The sequence below is a fragment of the Microbacterium schleiferi genome (assembly GCF_038150145.1).
GTDB lineage: Bacteria > Actinomycetota > Actinomycetes > Actinomycetales > Microbacteriaceae > Microbacterium > Microbacterium schleiferi_B.
Genome location: NZ_JBBWSA010000003.1, coordinates 254,546 through 274,065, shown reverse-complemented (window position 1 = coordinate 274,065; position 19,520 = coordinate 254,546). Strand labels below are relative to the sequence as shown.

The window sequence follows — 19,520 nt, the reverse complement described above, 5'->3', positions numbered from 1 at the left end:
TCGGAGCCGTGAAACGGGACGCAATGTTCACCGGTTCGAAACAAAGTGCTCCCCGAGACACAACCCCCGAAGCAGGGGGTTTCCAGTATGACGACAGGGGCCGCCCGCATGACGCGAGCGACCCCTGTCGAGAGATTCCGAAGATTACTTCAGGATCTTCGTGACCGTGCCGGCGCCGACGGTGCGGCCACCCTCACGGATCGCAAAGCCGAGGCCCTCTTCCATGGCGATGGGCTGGATCAGCTCGACCGTCATGTCGGTGGTGTCACCGGGCATGACCATCTCGGTGCCCTCGGGCAGCGTGATGACGCCGGTCACGTCGGTGGTGCGGAAGTAGAACTGCGGGCGGTAGTTCGTGAAGAACGGGTTGTGACGGCCACCCTCGTCCTTGGACAGGATGTACGCCGTGCCCTCGAAGTTGGTGTGAGGGGTAACCGAGCCGGGCTTCACGACGACCTGGCCGCGCTCCACGTCCTCGCGCTTGGTGCCGCGAAGAAGCAGACCACAGTTCTCGCCGGCCCACGCCTCGTCGAGCTGCTTGTGGAACATCTCGATACCGGTAACCGTGGTCTTCTGCGTCGGGCGGATGCCGACGATCTCGACCTCGGAGTTGATCGCGAGAGTGCCACGCTCGGCGCGGCCCGTGACGACGGTGCCACGACCGGTGATGGTGAAGACGTCCTCGATGGGCATGAGGAACGGCTTGTCCTTGTCACGCACCGGGTCGGGGATGGACTCGTCGACGGCCTCCATGAGCTCGACGATCGAGTTGACCCACTGCTCGTCACCCTCGAGAGCCTTCAGGCCCGAGACACGGATGACGGGAGCGTTGTCACCGTCGAAGTCCTGGCTCGAGAGCAGCTCGCGGACCTCGAGCTCGACGAGCTCCAGGATCTCCTCGTCGTCGACCATGTCAGCCTTGTTCAGCGCAACGAGCAGGTAGGGAACACCGACCTGCTTGGCGAGCAGAACGTGCTCACGGGTCTGAGCCATCGGGCCGTCGGTGGCGGCGACCACGAGGATCGCGCCGTCCATCTGGGCAGCACCGGTGATCATGTTCTTGATGTAGTCGGCGTGACCCGGGGCGTCAACGTGTGCGTAGTGACGCTTGGGGGTCTCGTACTCAACGTGCGAGATGTTGATCGTGATACCGCGCTGACGCTCCTCGGGAGCCGAGTCGATCGACGCGAAGTCACGCTGCACGTTGGTGGCCGACGGGTACTTGTCGGCGAGCACCTTCGAGATCGCCGCGGTGAGCGTCGTCTTGCCGTGGTCAACGTGACCGATCGTTCCGATGTTCACGTGCGGCTTGGTCCGCTCGAACTTGGCCTTAGCCACTGGGTCCTCCTCAGGACGGTCATGTAGAAGCTCCGGGCGCTGGATTGCGACCGGCACTCTACGGGGATGTCTCTCAGTCTAGGCGAGAGGGTGTGTGTGTTTCTGGTGTGAAGTTGTAACCCCGAAGAACCGGATGCTGCGGGTGCGGCATCCGTGGGCGATCACTCGCCCTTGTTCTTCTGGACGATTTCGTCGGCGACAGCCTTGGGGACCTCGGCGTAGCTGTCGAACTCCATCGAGTAGACCGCACGGCCCGAGGTCTTCGAGCGCAGGTCTCCGATGTAGCCGAACATCTCCGACAGGGGAACCAGGGCACGGACGACCTTGACGCCCGCGGCATCCTCCATCGACTGGATCTGACCGCGACGCGAGTTCAGGTCACCGATGACATCCCCCATGTACTCCTCGGGAGTACGCACCTCGACGGCCATGAGCGGCTCGAGGATGACGGGGTTCGCCTTGCGGACGGCCTCCTTGAAGCCCATCGAACCGGCGATCTTGAACGCCATTTCGGACGAGTCGACGTCGTGCGAGGCGCCGTCCATGAGGACAGCCTTGATGCCGACCATGGGGTAGCCCGCGAGGACACCCACGTTCATCGCGTCCTGGAAGCCCTGGTTGGTCGGCTCGATGTACTCGCGCGGGATGCGGCCACCGGTGACCTTGTTCTCGAACTCGTAGATCTTCTCGGCTGTGACCTCGAGAGGCTCGATCGCGAACTGGATCTTTGCGAACTGACCCGATCCACCGGTCTGCTTCTTGTGCGTGTAGTCGTGGCGCTCAACGGCCTTCTTGATCGTCTCGCGGTAGGCAACCTGGGGCTTGCCGACGTTGGCCTCGACCTTGAACTCGCGCTTCATGCGGTCCACGAGGATGTCGAGATGAAGCTCGCCCATGCCCTTGATGACCGTCTGGCCCGTCTCAGAGTTCTGCTCGACGCGGAACGTCGGGTCCTCCTCGGCGAGCTTCTGGATCGCAAGACCCAGCTTCTCCTGGTCAGCCTTGGTCTTGGGCTCGATGGCGACCTCGATGACCGGCTCCGGGAAGGTCATCGACTCGAGAACGACCTGGTGGTCGGAATCCGAGAGCGTGTCGCCCGTGGTGGTGTCCTTCAGGCCGATGACCGCGTAGATGTGGCCCGCGGTGACGGCATCGACCGGGTTCTCCTTGTTGGCGTGCATCTGGAAGATCTTCCCGACGCGCTCCTTCTTGCCCTTCGTCGAGTTCACGACCGCGGAGCCGGAGTCGAGGTGACCCGAGTACACGCGGATGTAGGTCAGGCGACCGAAGAACGGGTGCGAAACGACCTTGAACGCAAGCGCGGCGAAGGGCTCTTCGCGGTCGGCGTGACGCTCGATGATCTTCTCTTCGTCCTTGGGATCGTGAGCCTCGATGGCGGGCACGTCCAGGGGCGAGGGGAGGTAGTCGACAACCGCGTCGAGCATGGGCTGCACGCCGCGGTTCTTGAATGCCGAGCCACACAGCACCGGGTACAGCTCGCTGTTGATCGTCATCTTGCGGATGGCGCCCTTGATCTCAGCGACCGTGAGCTCCTCACCACCGAAGTACTTCTCCAGCAGCGCCTCGTCGCTCTCGGCAACCGTCTCGAGCAGCTTCTCGCGATACTCCGCGGCCTTGTCGGCGAGGTCGGCGGGGATCTCCTGCACCTCGTACTTCGCACCCATCGTCACGTCACCCTTGGCGTCACCGGGCCAGACCAGCGCGCGCATCTCGACGAGATCGACGACGCCGACGAAGTCGTTCTCGACACCGATCGGCAGCTGCAGCACGAGCGGCTTGGCCTTCAGGCGGTTCACAATCGTGTCGACCGTGAAGTAGAAGTCGGCGCCGAGCTTGTCCATCTTGTTGACGAAGCAGATGCGCGGCACGTCGTACTTGTCGGCCTGACGCCATACGGTCTCGGACTGGGGCTCGACGCCCTCCTTGCCGTCGAAGACGGCGACCGCGCCGTCGAGCACGCGGAGCGAGCGCTCCACCTCGACGGTGAAGTCCACGTGTCCGGGTGTGTCGATGATGTTGATCTGGTGCTTGTCCCAGAAGCACGTCACCGCGGCAGACGTGATCGTGATGCCACGCTCCTGCTCCTGCTCCATCCAGTCCGTGGTGGCAGCGCCGTCGTGGGTTTCGCCGATCTTGTGGTTGACACCCGTGTAGAAGAGGATGCGCTCGGTCGTCGTCGTCTTGCCGGCGTCGATGTGAGCCATGATGCCGATGTTGCGGACCTTGTTCAGGTCGGTGAGCACTTCTTGTGCCACGGGGTGTCCTTACGTGTGGTGAGGGATGTCGCGGACTTCGTCGTTCCCGCAGGTTTGTGGCCTGCGGGAACGGCGAAGGGGTATTACCAGCGGTAGTGGGCGAATGCGCGGTTCGACTCGGCCATCTTGTGCGTGTCTTCGCGGCGCTTGACCGCGGCACCGAGGCCGTTCGAGGCATCCAGGATTTCGTTCTGCAGACGCTCGGTCATCGTCTTCTCACGGCGGCCCTTGGCGTAGCTGACGAGCCAGCGCAGCGCGAGGGTGTTCGCACGGTGCGGCTTGACCTCGACGGGAACCTGGTAGGTGGAACCACCGACGCGGCGGCTCTTGACCTCAAGAGTCGGGCGCACGTTATCGAGCGCCTTCTTGAGGGTGGCAACAGCATCCTGGCCGTTCTTGGACTCGACGCCCTCGAGAGCGCCGTACACGATCGACTCGGCGAGCGACTTCTTGCCGTCAACGAGGATCTTGTTGACCAGCTGGGTGACGATCGGAGCGCCGTAAACCGGGTCGTTGACGACGGGGCGCTTGGGGGCGGGACCCTTACGAGGCATTGTTCTCAGCCCTTCTTCGCGCCGTAGCGACTACGGGCCTGCTTGCGGTTCTTGACGGCCTGGGTGTCCAGGGCGCCACGGACGATCTTGTAGCGCACACCGGGAAGGTCCTTCACACGGCCGCCACGCACCAGCACGAGCGAGTGCTCCTGCAGGTTGTGACCCTCGCCGGGAATGTAGGCGGTGACCTCGGTGCCGTTGCGCAGCTTCACACGAGCGACCTTGCGCATCGCCGAGTTCGGCTTCTTGGGGGTGGTGGTGTAGACGCGGGTGCAGACCCCGGCCTGCTGCGGGTTCGACTTCAGTGCGGGAGCCTTGGTCTTGCTGACCTTCGGTGACCGTCCCTTGCGAACCAACTGCTGAATGGTTGGCACGTTTTCTCCTAGATTGTGCTGCACGGTGACAGCTCGTGGTTTCACCACAGATCCACCGGCGCGCCAGAAGTCTGTCGCGAGTCGTGTGGTGGATATGCCGTGGGGGTGGCCTGTTCGCAGGCCGTTCCCTGATGTGCGAACCCCGCTTGCCTTGTGATACACCGAGGCGCAGCACAAGTGGCGCGCAGGCGCACACCCGGTCAATGATACGCGGGTTTTCGGAGGTCGGTCAAACGCGGACCGTTGCGGGCCCCGCTGTCAACGCGACGCGCGGACGAGCCGCAATTCGAGGTCACCGAGCAGCAATCTCTCGCTCACCGGAGCCTCTCCGCTCGGCGCAAGTTCGATCTCGCTTCCCGTGACCGAGATCACGACGACTCCGTTGGTCGAGCCGAGATCGATGATGTGCCACTGGTCGCCTCGCAATTCCAGACGAGCATGGGTCTTGGAAACCGTGACGTCATCGAGGGCCACGAGTTGCGCGCCCGAATGCGCAGCGTCGGGCGACGGGCGCCGCCCGAGGATGACGACCTGCGCGCGCAGCTCGAACTCATCGCCCGCTGCCGTCACGAGCGACCACCGCGGGCGATTGCGGTGGGCCAACAGCGTCGCGTCGAAGTCGCCCTCATCGTCAGCGGATGCCGAGACCGCCGACCTCGCCATTCGTGGCGATCCTGCCACCGGGGAGCCGATGATCGCCGAGACGGCACCCGAAGCCTCGGGGAACGGCTCAGCATTCGGATCCGTCGCCCAGTGTTCCCCGTCAGCGACCGGCGGGAACAGCGGAGCGTCGTCGTAGGACGACCGACCGCTGGCTGCTGACACTGGCGCCGGCGCGCCGGGCACGGCATCCGTCACGTCATCAATCAGCTCCCCCGACGGCGCCAGACCGGTCGCCCCGGTCTCCGGCGGCCGCGCTGCCCGGGTCGGCGGAGCGAAAGGTTCGGATACCGCGGGCTGTTCATCGGTGACGGGCGACAGCTCCGCGGGTTCGGGCTCCGGCGCGGGGCCAGTCTCGCTGAGCGGATTCTGAACCGCTGCACTCTCCTCAAGCCCGGTCGACACCCCATGCATGTCCCACCCGCCGTCGGGGCGCGACTGCGCCGCAGGGGATGACGCGCCGACAGGCCCTGCGGGTGGTGACGGCTGGAGGGGCGGTGGGGCGAAGGGTGAGACGGCGGGAGGTGCCGGGGGCGGCGGGGGCGCTGCTGTCCCGATTGTTTCGGGCGCCCGGAAGGCCCCGACATCCGTTCCCGTGCCGCGGCGGCGGCGTCCTTCTCGTCCGATCCAGCGCGCCGAGCCGAAGCCGAGGACCGTCGCCCACACCGGAAACAGCAGAGCAGCCAGCACCGTCATTCCCGCGCCGTACCCGAAGGAGAGCCCAATGCGGTGCGCTGCGACGATAACGAGGATCCAGACGGCAACACCGCCGAAGCCTGGGATCAGCAGGAGTAGGACCCACCACCCGGGAATCCCTCCCAGAGCGAGGAGCGCGGCGATGTTCACGAACGGCACCCACGCCTTCCAGCGCGGCTCACCCGACTTCGCGAAAACAGCACCGAGGGCGATGGCGCACCAGACATAGAACGCGATCACCGTCACCGAGACAGGGATCAACAGAATCAGCGCCTGATTCACCGCGGTTCCGTCGCTCATGGCATCCACCCTAGGGCGCAGCCCGGCGCAGCGACGCCCCTGGTCTCAGCGGGGCCATCACTCCCCGATGGCATCACGCGGATCGAAGGGTGCGTCCAGCGACCGGGCGAGGTCGTCGAGCATCGCCGTGATCTGCGGTTCGACATACTGACTCACGCCCTGCTGGATGCGCAGGCGATGGTGGAGCAGAATCGTGCAGACATCTCGCCCGATCATGTTGGCGTAGTCGTCGGCGAGGCCGACCTCTTGACGCAACGCTGCCTTGGCCTCGGGGCTCAGGGGCGGGAGGGCCGGAACATCGGCGTCAGCCTCATCGGCAAGGCCCGAGATCGTGAACAGGAACGGGGCACCGGGAACCGGGTCGGGATCGAGCGGCAGGCCTTCGAACTCCGGCTCGAGCCCTTCGGCTGGGCGGTAGCTGCGTGCCCGGTTGCGGGCAGCCTGCTGGTCGAGTTCCGCTTGCAGCATCGGCAGGTTCTGCGCCGTGTAGTCGGCAACAGCATGGTCGACGATCGTCTTGATGCGGGTCGACAGGCCGTGCTGCACACCGTGCGGCACGTCGGAGCCGAGACCCGCAGCCGAGAGGATGGGCGAACCGAAGCACCGCCGACATGGCGCAACCCGACCACGGTGAGTCGCGGGCTCCCAGCGCGGAAGCCAGCGTAGCCAGGCATCGACGGCCTGGCTCACTTCCGTTTCGAGCGAGCGCTCCACCCCTCTACGGTAGCGCCGGAGTCCTCGTGCGCCGAGGCTCCGCTAGAGAACGCGCGTGTCGAGGCGCTTACTCATCGTCATCCCGTTCCCACGGCCACCGCGCGTTCTCGCCGGCGCCACGCGCGACTGCCAGAGCCATCGCCGCTCCCAGGATCGCTGCGGCGACGACGACCAGACCCGGCCATGTCGTTGCGGCTCGTCCGACGGCCGCTAGCGCGAGGACGACATCCCTCGAGGCGAACACGGATGCGACACCCAGCCCCGCAAGGTAGCCAAGAAAGGCAGCCAGCGCTACCCATCCCAGAGTTCCCCATACGCCCCGCGCCGGTATCCGCACCCAGATCGTAAGCGCTACCGCCCCGAGCGACGCCACCACCCCGATGATGCCCGGCACCTGACCCAGGCCCGGCGTCATGATGACGTCCTCGTTCACGAGCAGGCTGACGACACCGAAGGCTGCGATGAGCACCGCCGCGAAGACCGCGGCTCCCACCGCCGTCGCTGCGGCCCGACGTGAGCGGCTCATGACCCTCGCGGCGCGTCAGTACTGGTGCAGCTGCGGACCCGCCTCGAGAGTGCGCTCATACTCGCGGCGCGCTTCGACGTTGAGCTCGGTCATGCGCTTGCCGCGGGCCGCCACCCACGAGCCGAACCAAATCGTGAGCTCGCGGCCGATGATGAATGCCGCGATCGCCAGCGGCGCAAGCAACTGCCCTTCGACAAGCTCGGCGCCCTCTTTGGCCGTGAGGTTCCAGAACGGCGCCTGGAAGAGCTGCCCAAGGAGGTGACCGCCGTAGGCTGCAACGCCGACGATGAGGCCGAAGATCACCCATGCCGCCCAGCGGCCGCGGTTGATGATTGCGCCGAGGAGCCAGAAGGCGACGAAGAACACGACAACCGGTACCCACAGCGCCCAGGTCGACAGCGCTGCCAGCAGCGCCGTGCCGATGCTGCTGACGGTAACGGAACCATCGATGAGGCCGAGACCGACCCAGACCGCGAGGTAAAGAACGCCGAACGAGAGCGCCGCAAGCAGGCCGATTGCACCCGCGGCTGCGCGGTTGCCGCGGGGACGCGGAGCTTCGGGGGCCTGAACAAAGATCGGCTGTGGGCCGAAGGCACCTGCGCTCGGCTCACTCGCGGTCACGACGGGTGCGACGACGGCCGCCTCATATGCGTCAGTGGGTGCGGCAGCCTCGACAGGCGCGGATTCAACCACGACAGTCTCGGCGGCCGATTCGACATTCGCAGGCTCCGCCACAGGCTCGACGACAACCGGCTCGACGACAACCGGCTCGGCCGCGGGCACCTCAGCATCGGACGACGACGATCCAGCGGCTTCGGCGTCTGCGAGGCTCTCGCGCGCGCTGCCAACGACGTCGTCGACGGGCGGCTCCTCGGCGACGGGCTCGCCGACCGGTTCCTCCACGGGCTCGCCGGGCGTGGGCTTGTCGTCACTCATGCGAAACTCCTCCCGAGGTAGATCCTCGGCTCGCAGACTACCCCGACCCGGGTTCAGATCCGCGGAACGAGGCCGTGCGGATGCCGATATGGATTCTCGGCGACACCGCTGAGCCACCCCCAACTCGCTGACATCACTGCCAGAGATGGATCGCGATGCGGTGGTCGTAGTCCTCCGGGTACCACGCGCTCGACACCGTCGCGACCCACAGCGCTCCCCGTACCGTCTGATGTTCGTTGCCGGCATCCGTCGTCGAGGAGCACTCCAGCGTGCCATCTGCCGCCGCGCAGGAGAACCCCTGCCCGCGCAAGGAAGCCTCCGCAATCCCGGCGGCATCCGTTGACACTGTCGCGAACGTCGTGACCACCGCCTGCCCGGAACTGTCGGTCCAGGTACAGGTACGCGTTGCCGTCGGCGCCAGCGCCGAGACGAGGTCGGTGATCGCTGTCGTCGGTCCCGCCGTGGACTGGCTCAGGATCGCATCCGACGTCCACGTGAGTTGGTTCCACAGGTCGGTCGGATACAGCTCGCGGCAGTCAGCCTCGGCGACGTTCAGTCCATCAGCTACGACGGCGTGCGGCGTCGGGGTTGCGGCGAGCATAGTCGCAGCGTTTCCCGCAGTTCCTCCCGCCCACGCCATGACCAGCGGCACAGCGGGCACGGCGAACCAGACCAGCGCCCCGACGATCGCCAGGGACAGCACGATTGCAGGGATGGCGATGCGGTTGTCGCGACCGGGAACGCGAGCCATGGTGACCTCCGCCAGCAACCGTACGACGCCGATGCCGTCCGAGCTGGTCGGAACCGCTCGCGACGTCCGGAAAAGTTGTCGCGACGTGTCGCCAACCGCGCACACCCGGGCCCGGCACCGGGTCTGGCGGGAGCCGGCGCAGCCGGCGAGGGTATGTACCCGGGTACTCAGGCTCCGCGGCACACGCGGGTCGCGGGGCTGGCACCGGGTCTGGCGGGAGCCGGCGCAGCCGGCGAGGGCATGTCCCCGCGACCTGCGTGTGCCGCGGAGCCGGACTCGAGCAGAACGATCAGTCCCGGGTATCCGTGTCCAGGAACGACGCAGGGCCCCGGGAAATCCCGAGGCCCTGCGTGCTGAGACGACGTGGGTCAGTTGTAGTTGCCCGTGAAGTCGTCGGTCGAGAAGCTGTCGAAGTCGACGAAGCTCAGGTCGGCGTCGCTGTACGCGCCGTCCGAGGCGAAGATGCGGTTGGGGTACCGCTCGCTCTTGGCCTCTTCCGTCGCCTCGACCGCGACGTTGCGATACTTCGCAAGTCCGGTTCCGGCGGGGATGAGCTTTCCGATGATGACGTTCTCCTTGAGGCCGACCAGCGGGTCGCTCTTGCCCTCCATCGCAGCCTGCGTGAGCACACGGGTCGTCTCCTGGAAGGAGGCGGCCGACAGCCACGACTCAGTAGCCAGCGACGCCTTGGTGATACCCATCAGCTCGGGGCGACCGGATGCCGGACGCTTGCCCTCGGCGACCGTCTGGCGGTTGATGTCCTGGTAGCGACGGAAGTCGACCAGCTCACCGGGCAGCAGGTTCGTGTCGCCGTGGTCGACGACCGTGACCTTGCGCAGCATCTGGCGCACGATGACCTCGATGTGCTTGTCGTGGATCGGCACACCCTGCGAGCGGTACACACCCTGGACGCCGTTCACGAGGTACTTCTGCACCTCGCGGGCACCCTGGACACGCATGACCTCCTTGGGGTCGAGCGTGCCGACCTGCAGGGGCTGACCGACGGTGACGTGCTGACCGTCTTCGACAAGCAGCGTTGCGCGCTTGAGGACCGGGTACACGACAGCCTCGTCGCCGTTGTCGGGCGTGAGGATGATCTTCTTGGACTTGTCGGTCTCGTCGATCGTGATGCGGCCGTCGAACTCCGCAATCGGCGACGCACCCTTGGGGGTACGGGCCTCGAAGAGCTCCTGCACGCGGGGCAGACCCTGCGTGATGTCTTCCGCCGAGGCCGAACCACCGGTGTGGAAGGTACGCATCGTCAGCTGGGTACCGGGCTCACCGATCGACTGGGCGGCGATGATACCGACCGCCTCGCCGATGTCGACGATCTTGCCGGTGGCAAGCGAACGGCCGTAGCAGGTCGCGCAGACACCGACGGCGGAGTCACAGGTCAGAACCGAGCGCACCTTGATCGAGGTGACACCGGCGGCGACCAGCTTGTCGATGAGCACGTCGCCCACGTCATCGCCGGCCTCAGCCACAACGTCACCGTTCTCGCCGATGACGTCAGCGGCGAGGGTCCGCGCGAACACCGAGTTCTCGACGTTCGGGTCGCGGACGAGCTTCCCGTCGGCGCCAGGGGCAGCGATCGTGAACTCGAGGCCCTTCGATGTGCCACAGTCCTCTTCACGGATGATGACGTCCTGCGAGACATCCACGAGGCGTCGCGTGAGGTAACCCGAGTCGGCGGTACGGAGGGCCGTGTCGGCCAGACCCTTACGGGCACCGTGCGTCGCGATGAAGTACTCCGCCACCGACAGACCCTCGCGGTACGAGGAAATGATCGGACGGGGGATGATCTCACCCTTCGGGTTGTTCACCAGGCCTCGCATACCGGCGATGTTCCGGATCTGGAGCCAGTTACCACGAGCACCCGACGACACCATGCGGTTGATGGTGTTGTCTTCGGGGAAGTGGGCGCGCATCGCCTTCTGGACCTCGTCGGTAGCCTCAGTCCAGATCTTGATGAGCTCCTGACGACGCTCGGCGTCGGTGGTGAGACCCTTCTCGAACTGTGCCTGAACCTTGGCGGCCTGCTTCTCGTAGCCCGCGACGATCTCAGCCTTGTTCGGCGGCGTGAGGATGTCGCTCAGGGCAACCGTCACACCCGAGCGCGTGGCCCAGTAGAAACCGGCATCCTTGATGCGGTCAAGCGTCGCGGCGACCTCAACCTTGGGGTATTCCTCGGCGAGCTTGTTGACGATCTGGCTGAGCTTGCCCTTGTCGGCCTGCTCACGCACGAACGGGTATCCCTTGGGGAGGGCGTCGTTGAAGATCGCCTGACCGAGCGAAGCGTCCAGCAGCCCGTGATTGGCGTAGCCCTCGGGAGCGTCACCCTCGAGGAACGTCAGACCCGGGACACGGATGCGGACCTTGGCCTGCAGGTCGAGGGTGCCCTCGTCCTTGGCCAGGATCGCCTCCGAAACCGAACCGAACACGCGGCCCTCACCGATCGCGCCCTCCTTGACCGTGGTCAGGTGGTGGAGGCCGATAATCATGTCCTGCGAAGGCAGGGTCACGGGACGGCCGTCCGAGGGCTTGAGGATGTTGTTCGAGGCGAGCATCAGGATGCGAGCCTCGGCCTGAGCCTCGACCGACAGCGGCAGGTGAACAGCCATCTGGTCACCGTCGAAGTCAGCGTTGAAGGCTGCACACACGAGCGGGTGGAGCTGGATGGCCTTACCCTCGACGAGCTGCGGCTCGAAGGCCTGGATGCCCAGGCGGTGCAGGGTGGGTGCACGGTTCAGTAGCACGGGACGCTCGCGGATGATCTCTTCGAGCACGTCCCAGACCTCGGGACGGGTGCGCTCGACAGCGCGCTTGGCGGCCTTGATGTTCTGCGAGTGACCGAGGTCGATCAGGCGCTTGATCACGAACGGCTTGAACAGCTCGAGAGCCATCTGCTTGGGAAGACCACACTGGTGCAGCTGCAGACGCGGGCCGACGACGATGACCGAACGGCCCGAGTAGTCCACGCGCTTACCGAGCAGGTTCTGACGGAACCGACCCTGCTTACCCTTCAGCATGTCGCTGAGGGACTTCAGGGCACGGTTGCCGGTGCCGGTGACGGGGCGACCGCGGCGGCCGTTGTCGAACAGCGCGTCGACGGCCTCCTGCAGCATCCGCTTCTCGTTGTTGACGATGATCTCGGGGGCACCGAGGTCGATCAGGCGGCGAAGACGGTTGTTGCGGTTGATCACGCGACGGTACAGGTCGTTGAGGTCGGAGGTCGCGAAGCGGCCACCGTCCAGCTGAACCATGGGGCGAAGCTCCGGCGGAATGACCGGGACGACGTCGAGCACCATGGATGCCGGGCTCATACCGGTCTGCAGGAACGAGTTGACGACCTTCAGGCGCTTGATCGCACGGATCTTGCGCTGTCCCTTGCCCTCGGCGATCTGCAGGTGCAGGCTCTCAGCCTCGGCTGCCAGGTCGAAGGCGGCAAGACGCCGCTGGATCGACTCGGCACCCATGTGGGCCTCGAAGTACTGACCGAACCGGTCCTGCAGCTCCTGGAAGATCTCGTCTTCGGCCTTGAGCGAGCCGACCTCGAGGGTGCGGAACTCTTCCCACACACGCTCAAGCTTGGCGATCTGGTCGTCGGCCTGCTTGCGAGCCTGCGACATGTCCTTCTCGGCTGCGTCCTTGACCTTCTTCTTCTGGTCGGACTTCGCACCTTCGGCCTCGAGGGCGGCGAGCTCCTCCTCCAGCTTCTGGAGGCGAGCGGCGATCCGCGCGTCGCGACGGTCGGCGAGTGTCTTCAGCTCGAGACGGATGTTGTTCTCCTGCGTCGCGAGGTCGCGGTGACGAGCATCCTCGTCGACCGAGATCACCATGTACGCGGCGAAGTAGATGACCTTCTCGAGGTCCTTCGGCGCCATGTCGAGCAGGTAGCCCAGGCGCGAGGGAACACCCTTGAAGTACCAGATGTGCGTGACGGGCGCGGCGAGCTCGATGTGGCCCATGCGCTCGCGCCGCACGGAGGACTTGGTGACCTCCACGCCACAGCGCTCACACACGATGCCCTTGAAGCGCACGCGCTTGTACTTGCCACACGCACACTCCCAGTCGCGCGAGGGGCCGAAGATCTGCTCACCGAACAGACCGTCCTTCTCGGGCTTCAGGGTGCGGTAGTTGATGGTTTCGGGCTTCTTGACCTCACCGAAAGACCAGCGACGGATGTCGTCAGCGGTGGCCAGGCCGATGCGAAGCTGATCGAAAGTTGTTGATTCGAGCACGAGTTCTCAGTTCTCCTGTATCGGAATTCTGTGTTGCCTGGCCGGGTCAGATCTCGTCGATCGACGAGGACTCGAAGCGGCTGGAGATGTTGATGCCGAGCTCCTCGGCAGCACGGAAGGCGTCGTCGTCGGTGTCGCGGAGGTTGACCGCGGTGCCATCGGCCGAGAGGACCTCGACGTTCAGGCAGAGCGACTGCATTTCCTTCATGAGGACCTTGAACGACTCGGGGATGCCGGGCTCCTGGATGTTCTCGCCCTTGACGATCGCCTCGTACACCTTGACGCGGCCGAGGATGTCGTCGGACTTGATCGTGAGGAGCTCCTGGAGGGCGTACGCGGCGCCGTAGGCCTCGAGGGCCCACACCTCCATCTCACCGAAGCGCTGGCCACCGAACTGCGCCTTACCACCCAGCGGCTGCTGCGTGATCATCGAGTAGGGGCCGGTCGAGCGGGCGTGGATCTTGTCGTCGACGAGGTGGTGCAGCTTCAGGATGTACATGTAGCCGACCGAGATCGGAGCCGGGAACGGCTCACCCGAACGCCCGTCGAACAGCTGCGTTTTACCCGTCGAGTCGATCAGGCGGACGCCGTCACGGTTGGGCAGCGTCGAGTCGAGCAGGCCTGCCAGCTCGGACTCGTACGCACCGTCGAACACGGGGGTCGCGACCTTCGTGCCGGGAGCTGCCTCTCGAGCGATCTCGGGCAGACGTGCTGCCCACTCGGGGTTGCCCTCGACCTTCCAGCCCTGCTTGGCGATCCATCCCAGGTGAAGCTCCAGCACCTGACCGAAGTTCATGCGGCCGGGGATACCGAGCGGGTTCAGGATGATGTCGACCGGCGTACCGTCGGCGAGGAAGGGCATGTCTTCGACGGGGAGGATCTTCGCGATGACACCCTTGTTGCCGTGACGGCCGGCGAGCTTGTCACCCTCGGTGATCTTGCGCTTCTGGGCGATGTAGACCACGACCCGGCGGTTCACGCCCGAGCCGAGCTCGTCGTCACCGTCTTCTGCGTTGAACTCCTTGACGGCGATGATCGTGCCCTGCTCACCGTGAGGAACCTTCAGCGACGTGTCGCGGACTTCGCGGCTCTTCTCGTTGAAGATCGCGCGGAGCAGGCGCTCCTCGGCAGACAGCTCGGTCTCACCCTTGGGCGTGACCTTGCCGACGAGGATGTCGCCGGGACGAACCTCGGCACCGATGCGGATGATGCCGCGCTCGTCGAGGTCCTTCAGCAGGTCGGGGCTGACGTTGGGGAGATCACGGGTGATCTCCTCCTTGCCGAGCTTCGTGTCGCGGGCGTCGACCTCGTACTCCTCGATGTGGATCGACGAGAGGGTGTCATCCTTCACCAGGTCCTGGCTGAGGATGATCGCGTCCTCGAAGTTGTGACCTTCCCACGTCATGAACGCGACGAGGAGGTTCTTTCCGAGGGCCAGCTCGCCGTTCTCGGTGGCAGGACCGTCGGCGATGACCTCGCCGGCTTCGATCCGCTCACCGGCCGAGACGATGACGCGCTGGTTGTAGGACGTGCCCTGGTTCGAGCGGTCGAACTTGCGCAGGAAGTACTCGTCGATCCCGCCCTCGTCGGTCTGCACGGCCACGACATCGGCCGAGACCTCGATGACAACACCGGCGCGCTTGGCGGTGACCACGTCACCGGCGTCGATCGCGGCGAAGCCCTCCATACCGGTTCCGACGACGGGCGAGTCGCTGCGCAGCAGCGGCACAGCCTGACGCTGCATGTTCGCACCCATGAGGGCACGGTTGGCATCGTCGTGCTCGAGGAACGGAATCAGCGAGGTAGCAACCGACACCATCTGGCGCGGCGAGACATCCATGTAGCCGATCTCTTCCGCGGGGATGAGGTCCACCTCGCCGCCGACCTGACGGGCGAGGACGCGGGTCTCCTGGAAGTGACCGTCCGCCTTCAGAGGAGCGTTCGCCTGAGCGACGATGAAGTCGGCTTCTTCTGCTGCCGTGAGGTAGTCGATCTGGTCGGTGACCCGGCCGTTGACGACCTTGCGGTACGGGGTCTCGATGAACCCGAAGGCGTTGATGCGCGCGAACGATGCGAGCGAGCCGATCAGACCGATGTTCGGGCCTTCCGGCGTCTCGATCGGGCACATGCGGCCGTAGTGCGACGGGTGGACGTCACGGACCTCCACGCCGGCACGCTCACGCGACAGACCACCGGGGCCCAGCGCCGAGAGACGACGCTTGTGGGTCAGACCCGCGAGCGGGTTGTTCTGGTCCATGAACTGCGACAGCTGCGACGTTCCGAAGAACTCCTTGATCGCCGCCACGACGGGGCGCACGTTGATCAGGGTCTGGGGCGTGATCGCCTCGATGTCCTGCGTCGTCATGCGCTCGCGAACCACACGCTCCATGCGGGACAGACCCGTGCGGACCTGGTTCTGGATGAGCTCGCCAACGGCGCGGATGCGGCGGTTGCCGAAGTTGTCGATGTCATCGACATCCAGACGGATGGTCGCCGGCTTGCCGCCACGAACGCCCTCGAAGGTTGTGTCACCGCGGTGCAGGCGGACGAGGTACTTGATCGTCGCGACGATGTCGTCGACGGTGAGCACCGAGTCGCTGAGCGGACCCGAGAGGCCGAGCTTCTGGTTGATCTTGTAACGACCGACCTTGGCGAGGTCGTAGCGCTTGGCGTTGAAGTAGAAGTTGTCCAGCAGCGCTCGGGCAGCTTCAGCGGCGACCTGCTCGCCCGGACGGAGCTTGCGGTAGATGTCGCGAAGGGCGTCTTCCTTCGTGAGGACCGTGTCCTTGGACAGGGTCTCTTCGATGGAGTCGAAACCGGCGAACTCCTCGAGGATCTGCTCGCTGGTCAGGCCCAGAGCCTTGAGGAACACCGTGACGGACTGCTTGCGCTTACGGTCGATGCGAACGCCGACCTGGTCGCGCTTGTCGATCTCGAACTCAAGCCAGGCACCGCGGCTCGGGATGATGCGCGCCGACACGATGTCTTTGTCGGAGGTCTTGTCGGGCGTCTTGTCGAAGTAGACACCGGGCGAGCGCACCAGCTGGGAGACGACGACACGCTCGGTGCCGTTGATGATGAACGTTCCCTTGTCGGTCTGCAGCGGGAAGTCGCCCATGAAGACCGTCTGGGTCTTGATCTCACCGGTCTGGTGGTTCATGAACTCGGCCTCGACGTACAGCGGGGCGGCGTAGGTCTTGCCGCGCTCCTTGCACTCTTCGATCGAGTACTTCTCGGGCTCGAGGTAGGGGTTGGTGAACGAGAGCTGCATCGTCTCGCTGAGGTCCTCGATCGGCGAGATCTCCTCGAAGATCTCCTCGAGGCCGCTCGTGACCGAGATGTCGTTGCGTCCGGCTGCCTCAGCCTCGGCGAGGCGGGCCTTCCATGCTTCGTTTCCGACGAGCCAATCGAAGGACTCGGTCTGCAGCGCCAGCAGGTCAGGGACCGTCAGCGTGTCGGAGATCTTGGCGAACGAGAGGCGGGAAGCTCCGCGGCCGTTCTTGGGGGATGTGGTGGTGGTTGCGTTGCGCGCAGCAGCCAAGGGGATTACCTCCGTGGGCCCGGGCGGGGCACTATCCTTGTCGTCAGGTGAAGCGTTCGGTCCTCCCCGAAAACCCACGCGTCTCGCACCGCATCGAGCGGGGACACGCAGGCACAGCCGACCACCATATGAGGGCAGGGGGAATCCAAGAGCGCAACCACCAACTATACGCGTTCCGGCACGCCGTGTCCACCCGGATTCTTGACGAGTCCAAATTCGTGCGGTATAACCCGCGGTCTCAGCGCTGGGGCGCGTGCCGGAAGTGGATCGTCGTGCCCGGCCCCGCCTGGGCGAGCAGGTCGAGATCGGCATCCAGAACCGTGGCGATCACGGGGTAGCCGCCGGTCACGGGCCCATCGGCGAGCAGGATCGTCGGCGAGCCCGACGGCGGCACCTGGATCGCCCCCGGGACCATCCCCTCGCTCGGCAGCTCCCCCGCGTCGCTGCGCTCCAGTCGCGGGCCCTCGAGCCGCATGCCGACCCGGTCGGCCGCAGCACCCACCGTCCATGTCGCCTCGAACAGCGCCCTTCTCGAGGCTGGCGTGAAGGCATCGTCGCGCGGCCCGGGCATGAGTCGGATGACGACATCGGGCGACGGGGGACTCCAGGGGGCGAGGTCGGATGCAGGGACATCGTCGACCTCGAGCCCGCCGCCACAGAGCACGGTGTCGACACGGAGCGGTTCGGGCCCGAGCCCGGCGAGGGTGTCGGTGGCGACGGAGCCCAGGACATGCCGGGACTCGATGCCCCCGCGCAGGGCGAGGTACGCGCGAACGCCGGCCGTGAACCACCCCATCCGCAGGTGTGTCCCGCGCCGCCACAGGTGAGCCGCACCGTGGTCGATGCCGTGCCCGTCGATCGTGAGCTCGCCCCACGCGCCGGTCACGGCGATCCATACGTCAGCGAGCGCGATCGCCTCGAATCCGCCCGCGGTGATCTCCAGCCCTGCTGCATCCTCGGCGTTTCCGACCAGCCGATTGGCCGTACGCAGGGCGGTACGGTCCAGAGCGCCGGAGATCGAGACGCCCAGCGACCCGGCTCCTCGGCGCCCGGCATCCTGGATCGTGGCGAGGAGCCCCGAAGCATCGACCCGCAACAGCTGCCGGGTACCGGCGTCCGTCTGCTCAGCTGTCACCGCGTGCGAGGCGGGGGTCCCCGAAGCGCTGCTGTCGACCACCTCGCGGAACCGGACGCGCATGCCGGGACGCAGGAGCGCGGGCGACGCGGCATCCGGGTCGAACAGCGGCGCGGAGGTGGCCCCGATCAGCCGCCAGCCGCCTGGCGTCGATCGCGGATACGCGCCCGAGAAGCTTCCCGCGAGGCCGACCGACCCGGCCGGCACCCGGGTCCGCGGGGACGCGAGTCGCGGCACGTCGAAGGGCCACTCCTCGCTCACGAGGTACCCGAATCCTGGCGCGAACCCCGTGAACGCGACGGTCCAGGTCACCGCCAGGTGAGTCGATATGAGCTGTGCAGGGCGAATGTCGAGGAGAGCTGCGGTCTCGTCGAGGTCAGGTCCGTCGTACCGGATGCCGATCTCGACCGCCGTGTCATCGGGCGACGCACGACGAGACAGCGCGTCTGGCGTCGCGGCGGCAAGCGCGGCGCCCAGGTTCTTCTCGAGCCACGCGCGCACGAGCGAAGGGGCGACCTCGCGGGATGCGAACCGCACCAGCACAGTGCGCGCGGCCGGGACGAGATCCGCAACGCCCACCGGCTGCGAGTTCGCGAGGCGCTCGCGAAGCGCGATGACCACCCACAAGGCCTCGGCCGCACTGAGGTCTTCGGGGACCTCGGCAAGCAGAGCCGTGTCGCCGAAGGCGCGAATCCGGGCGCCTGTCACCACGGCGCCCGCACCGACACGGACGCCGCATCCAACGCCGCGCGCACCGTCCGGGCGGCCTCCACAGACCCCGGCGAGTCGCCGTGCAGACAGAAGGAGGCGGCTGCCACCGCGACGCTCGATCCGTCGACCGCGACGACGGTGCCCTCGCGCGCCAGGCGTACGGCCCGCGATGCTACAGCGCCAGGGTCCGCGATGACCGCGCCGGATTCGCCGCGGGGGACGAGCTCGCCGCTGGGCGTATAGCCGCGGTCGAGGAACGCTTCAGCCACGACCTCGAGACCGTGCTCGCGCGCCGCCCCGGAGATCTCGCCGGGCATGGCAAGGATCGGCAGCCCGCGGCCCAGCCGGTGAGACAGATCCGACACGGCTTCGGCGAGCGCAGCAGCATGCGCGGCATCCGTCATGACGGCGTGATACAGGGCGCCGTGGGGCTTGACGTACCGGATGTCGGCACCGACATCCGCGAGAGCATCCAGCTGCGCAGACACCGCGGCGCGGAGCTCGGCAGTCGCCATCGCCAGCGGCCGCCGGCCGAAACCGGCCCTGTCGGGGTAGGACGGGTGGGCGCCGGTCGCCACACCGAATCGCGCAGCTCGATCGACCGCCTCGGCCATGGACAGTGCGTCCCCGGCGTGACCGCCGCACGCGACGTTCGCGCTGGAGATCACGGCGAACAGCGCCTCGTCGTCAGCTGTCGGAACACCGTCGACAGTCTCGCCGAGGTCGGCGTTCAGGTCGATGGTCGTCATGCGACCACGGTACGCCCG

Annotated in this window: 13 protein-coding genes; all 13 read right to left on the bottom strand. The window is 66.2% G+C overall.

The window, feature by feature from the left end; genetic code table 11:
• Positions 1 to 144: 144 nt before the first annotated feature.
• The gene (gene tuf, locus AADH62_RS04765) at positions 145 to 1,338 is read right to left on the bottom strand and encodes an elongation factor Tu (protein ID WP_195692931.1); all 1,194 of its coding nucleotides are present in this window, start codon (positions 1,336 to 1,338) and stop codon (positions 145 to 147) included.
• 161 nt (positions 1,339 to 1,499) lie between these two features.
• Positions 1,500 to 3,614, bottom strand: coding sequence for an elongation factor G (fusA, locus tag AADH62_RS04760; RefSeq protein WP_341578526.1), 2,115 nt, complete (start codon positions 3,612 to 3,614; stop codon positions 1,500 to 1,502).
• Between the two features lie 83 nt (positions 3,615 to 3,697).
• Positions 3,698 to 4,168: a 30S ribosomal protein S7 gene (gene rpsG / locus AADH62_RS04755; RefSeq protein WP_292709636.1), complete on the bottom strand. Its 471-nt coding sequence runs from the start codon at positions 4,166 to 4,168 to the stop codon at positions 3,698 to 3,700.
• Positions 4,169 to 4,173: 5 nt separating this feature from the next.
• Positions 4,174 to 4,542 (bottom strand): 30S ribosomal protein S12, encoded by a 369-nt coding sequence (gene rpsL, locus AADH62_RS04750; protein ID WP_013584051.1) that lies wholly within the window; start codon positions 4,540 to 4,542, stop codon positions 4,174 to 4,176.
• Positions 4,543 to 4,800: 258 nt separating this feature from the next.
• Complete coding sequence (locus AADH62_RS04745; RefSeq protein ID WP_341578511.1) at positions 4,801 to 6,198, bottom strand: DUF5684 domain-containing protein; 1,398 nt, start codon at positions 6,196 to 6,198, stop codon at positions 4,801 to 4,803.
• 57 nt (positions 6,199 to 6,255) lie between these two features.
• Positions 6,256 to 6,912, bottom strand: a complete 657-nt coding sequence (locus AADH62_RS04740) for a spermidine/putrescine ABC transporter substrate-binding protein (protein ID WP_341578510.1) — start codon at positions 6,910 to 6,912, stop codon at positions 6,256 to 6,258.
• A 67-nt stretch (positions 6,913 to 6,979) separates the two neighbouring features.
• Positions 6,980 to 7,438 carry a hypothetical protein gene (locus AADH62_RS04735; RefSeq protein ID WP_341578508.1) on the bottom strand — a complete coding sequence of 153 codons (459 nt, stop codon included), beginning with the start codon at positions 7,436 to 7,438 and terminating at the stop codon, positions 6,980 to 6,982.
• A gap of 15 nt (positions 7,439 to 7,453) precedes the next feature.
• Complete coding sequence (locus AADH62_RS04730; protein ID WP_341578506.1) at positions 7,454 to 8,374, bottom strand: ABC transporter; 921 nt, start codon at positions 8,372 to 8,374, stop codon at positions 7,454 to 7,456.
• Between the two features lie 133 nt (positions 8,375 to 8,507).
• Positions 8,508 to 9,125, bottom strand: a complete 618-nt coding sequence (locus AADH62_RS04725) for a hypothetical protein (RefSeq protein ID WP_341578505.1) — start codon at positions 9,123 to 9,125, stop codon at positions 8,508 to 8,510.
• Between the two features lie 368 nt (positions 9,126 to 9,493).
• The gene (gene rpoC / locus AADH62_RS04720) at positions 9,494 to 13,366 is read right to left on the bottom strand and encodes a DNA-directed RNA polymerase subunit beta' (RefSeq protein WP_341578504.1); all 3,873 of its coding nucleotides are present in this window, start codon (positions 13,364 to 13,366) and stop codon (positions 9,494 to 9,496) included.
• 46 nt (positions 13,367 to 13,412) lie between these two features.
• On the bottom strand, positions 13,413 to 16,907 hold the full coding sequence (locus tag AADH62_RS04715; RefSeq protein WP_341578502.1) for a DNA-directed RNA polymerase subunit beta: 3,495 nt from the start codon (positions 16,905 to 16,907) through the stop codon (positions 13,413 to 13,415).
• A gap of 238 nt (positions 16,908 to 17,145) precedes the next feature.
• Positions 17,146 to 18,750 (bottom strand): urea amidolyase family protein, encoded by a 1,605-nt coding sequence (locus AADH62_RS04710; RefSeq protein ID WP_341578501.1) that lies wholly within the window; start codon positions 18,748 to 18,750, stop codon positions 17,146 to 17,148.
• Positions 18,747 to 19,502, bottom strand: coding sequence for a 5-oxoprolinase subunit PxpA (locus AADH62_RS04705; RefSeq protein WP_341578500.1), 756 nt, complete (start codon positions 19,500 to 19,502; stop codon positions 18,747 to 18,749). The genes AADH62_RS04710 and AADH62_RS04705 overlap by 4 nt, the downstream gene beginning before the upstream one ends.
• Positions 19,503 to 19,520 lie beyond the last annotated feature (18 nt).

What these genes read in the sequence shown, in the direction of transcription:
- AADH62_RS04730 (WP_341578506.1), bottom strand. Translation starts at nt 8,374, where the DNA reads ATGAGTGACGACAAGCCCACGCCCGGCGAGCCCGTGGAGGAACCGGTC.
- rpsG (WP_292709636.1), bottom strand. Translation starts at nt 4,168, where the DNA reads ATGCCTCGTAAGGGTCCCGCCCCCAAGCGCCCCGTCGTCAACGACCCG.
- AADH62_RS04745 (WP_341578511.1), bottom strand. Translation starts at nt 6,198, where the DNA reads ATGAGCGACGGAACCGCGGTGAATCAGGCGCTGATTCTGTTGATCCCT.
- AADH62_RS04705 (WP_341578500.1), bottom strand. Translation starts at nt 19,502, where the DNA reads ATGACGACCATCGACCTGAACGCCGACCTCGGCGAGACTGTCGACGGT.
- AADH62_RS04725 (WP_341578505.1), bottom strand. Translation starts at nt 9,125, where the DNA reads ATGGCTCGCGTTCCCGGTCGCGACAACCGCATCGCCATCCCTGCAATC.
- AADH62_RS04735 (WP_341578508.1), bottom strand. Translation starts at nt 7,438, where the DNA reads ATGAGCCGCTCACGTCGGGCCGCAGCGACGGCGGTGGGAGCCGCGGTC.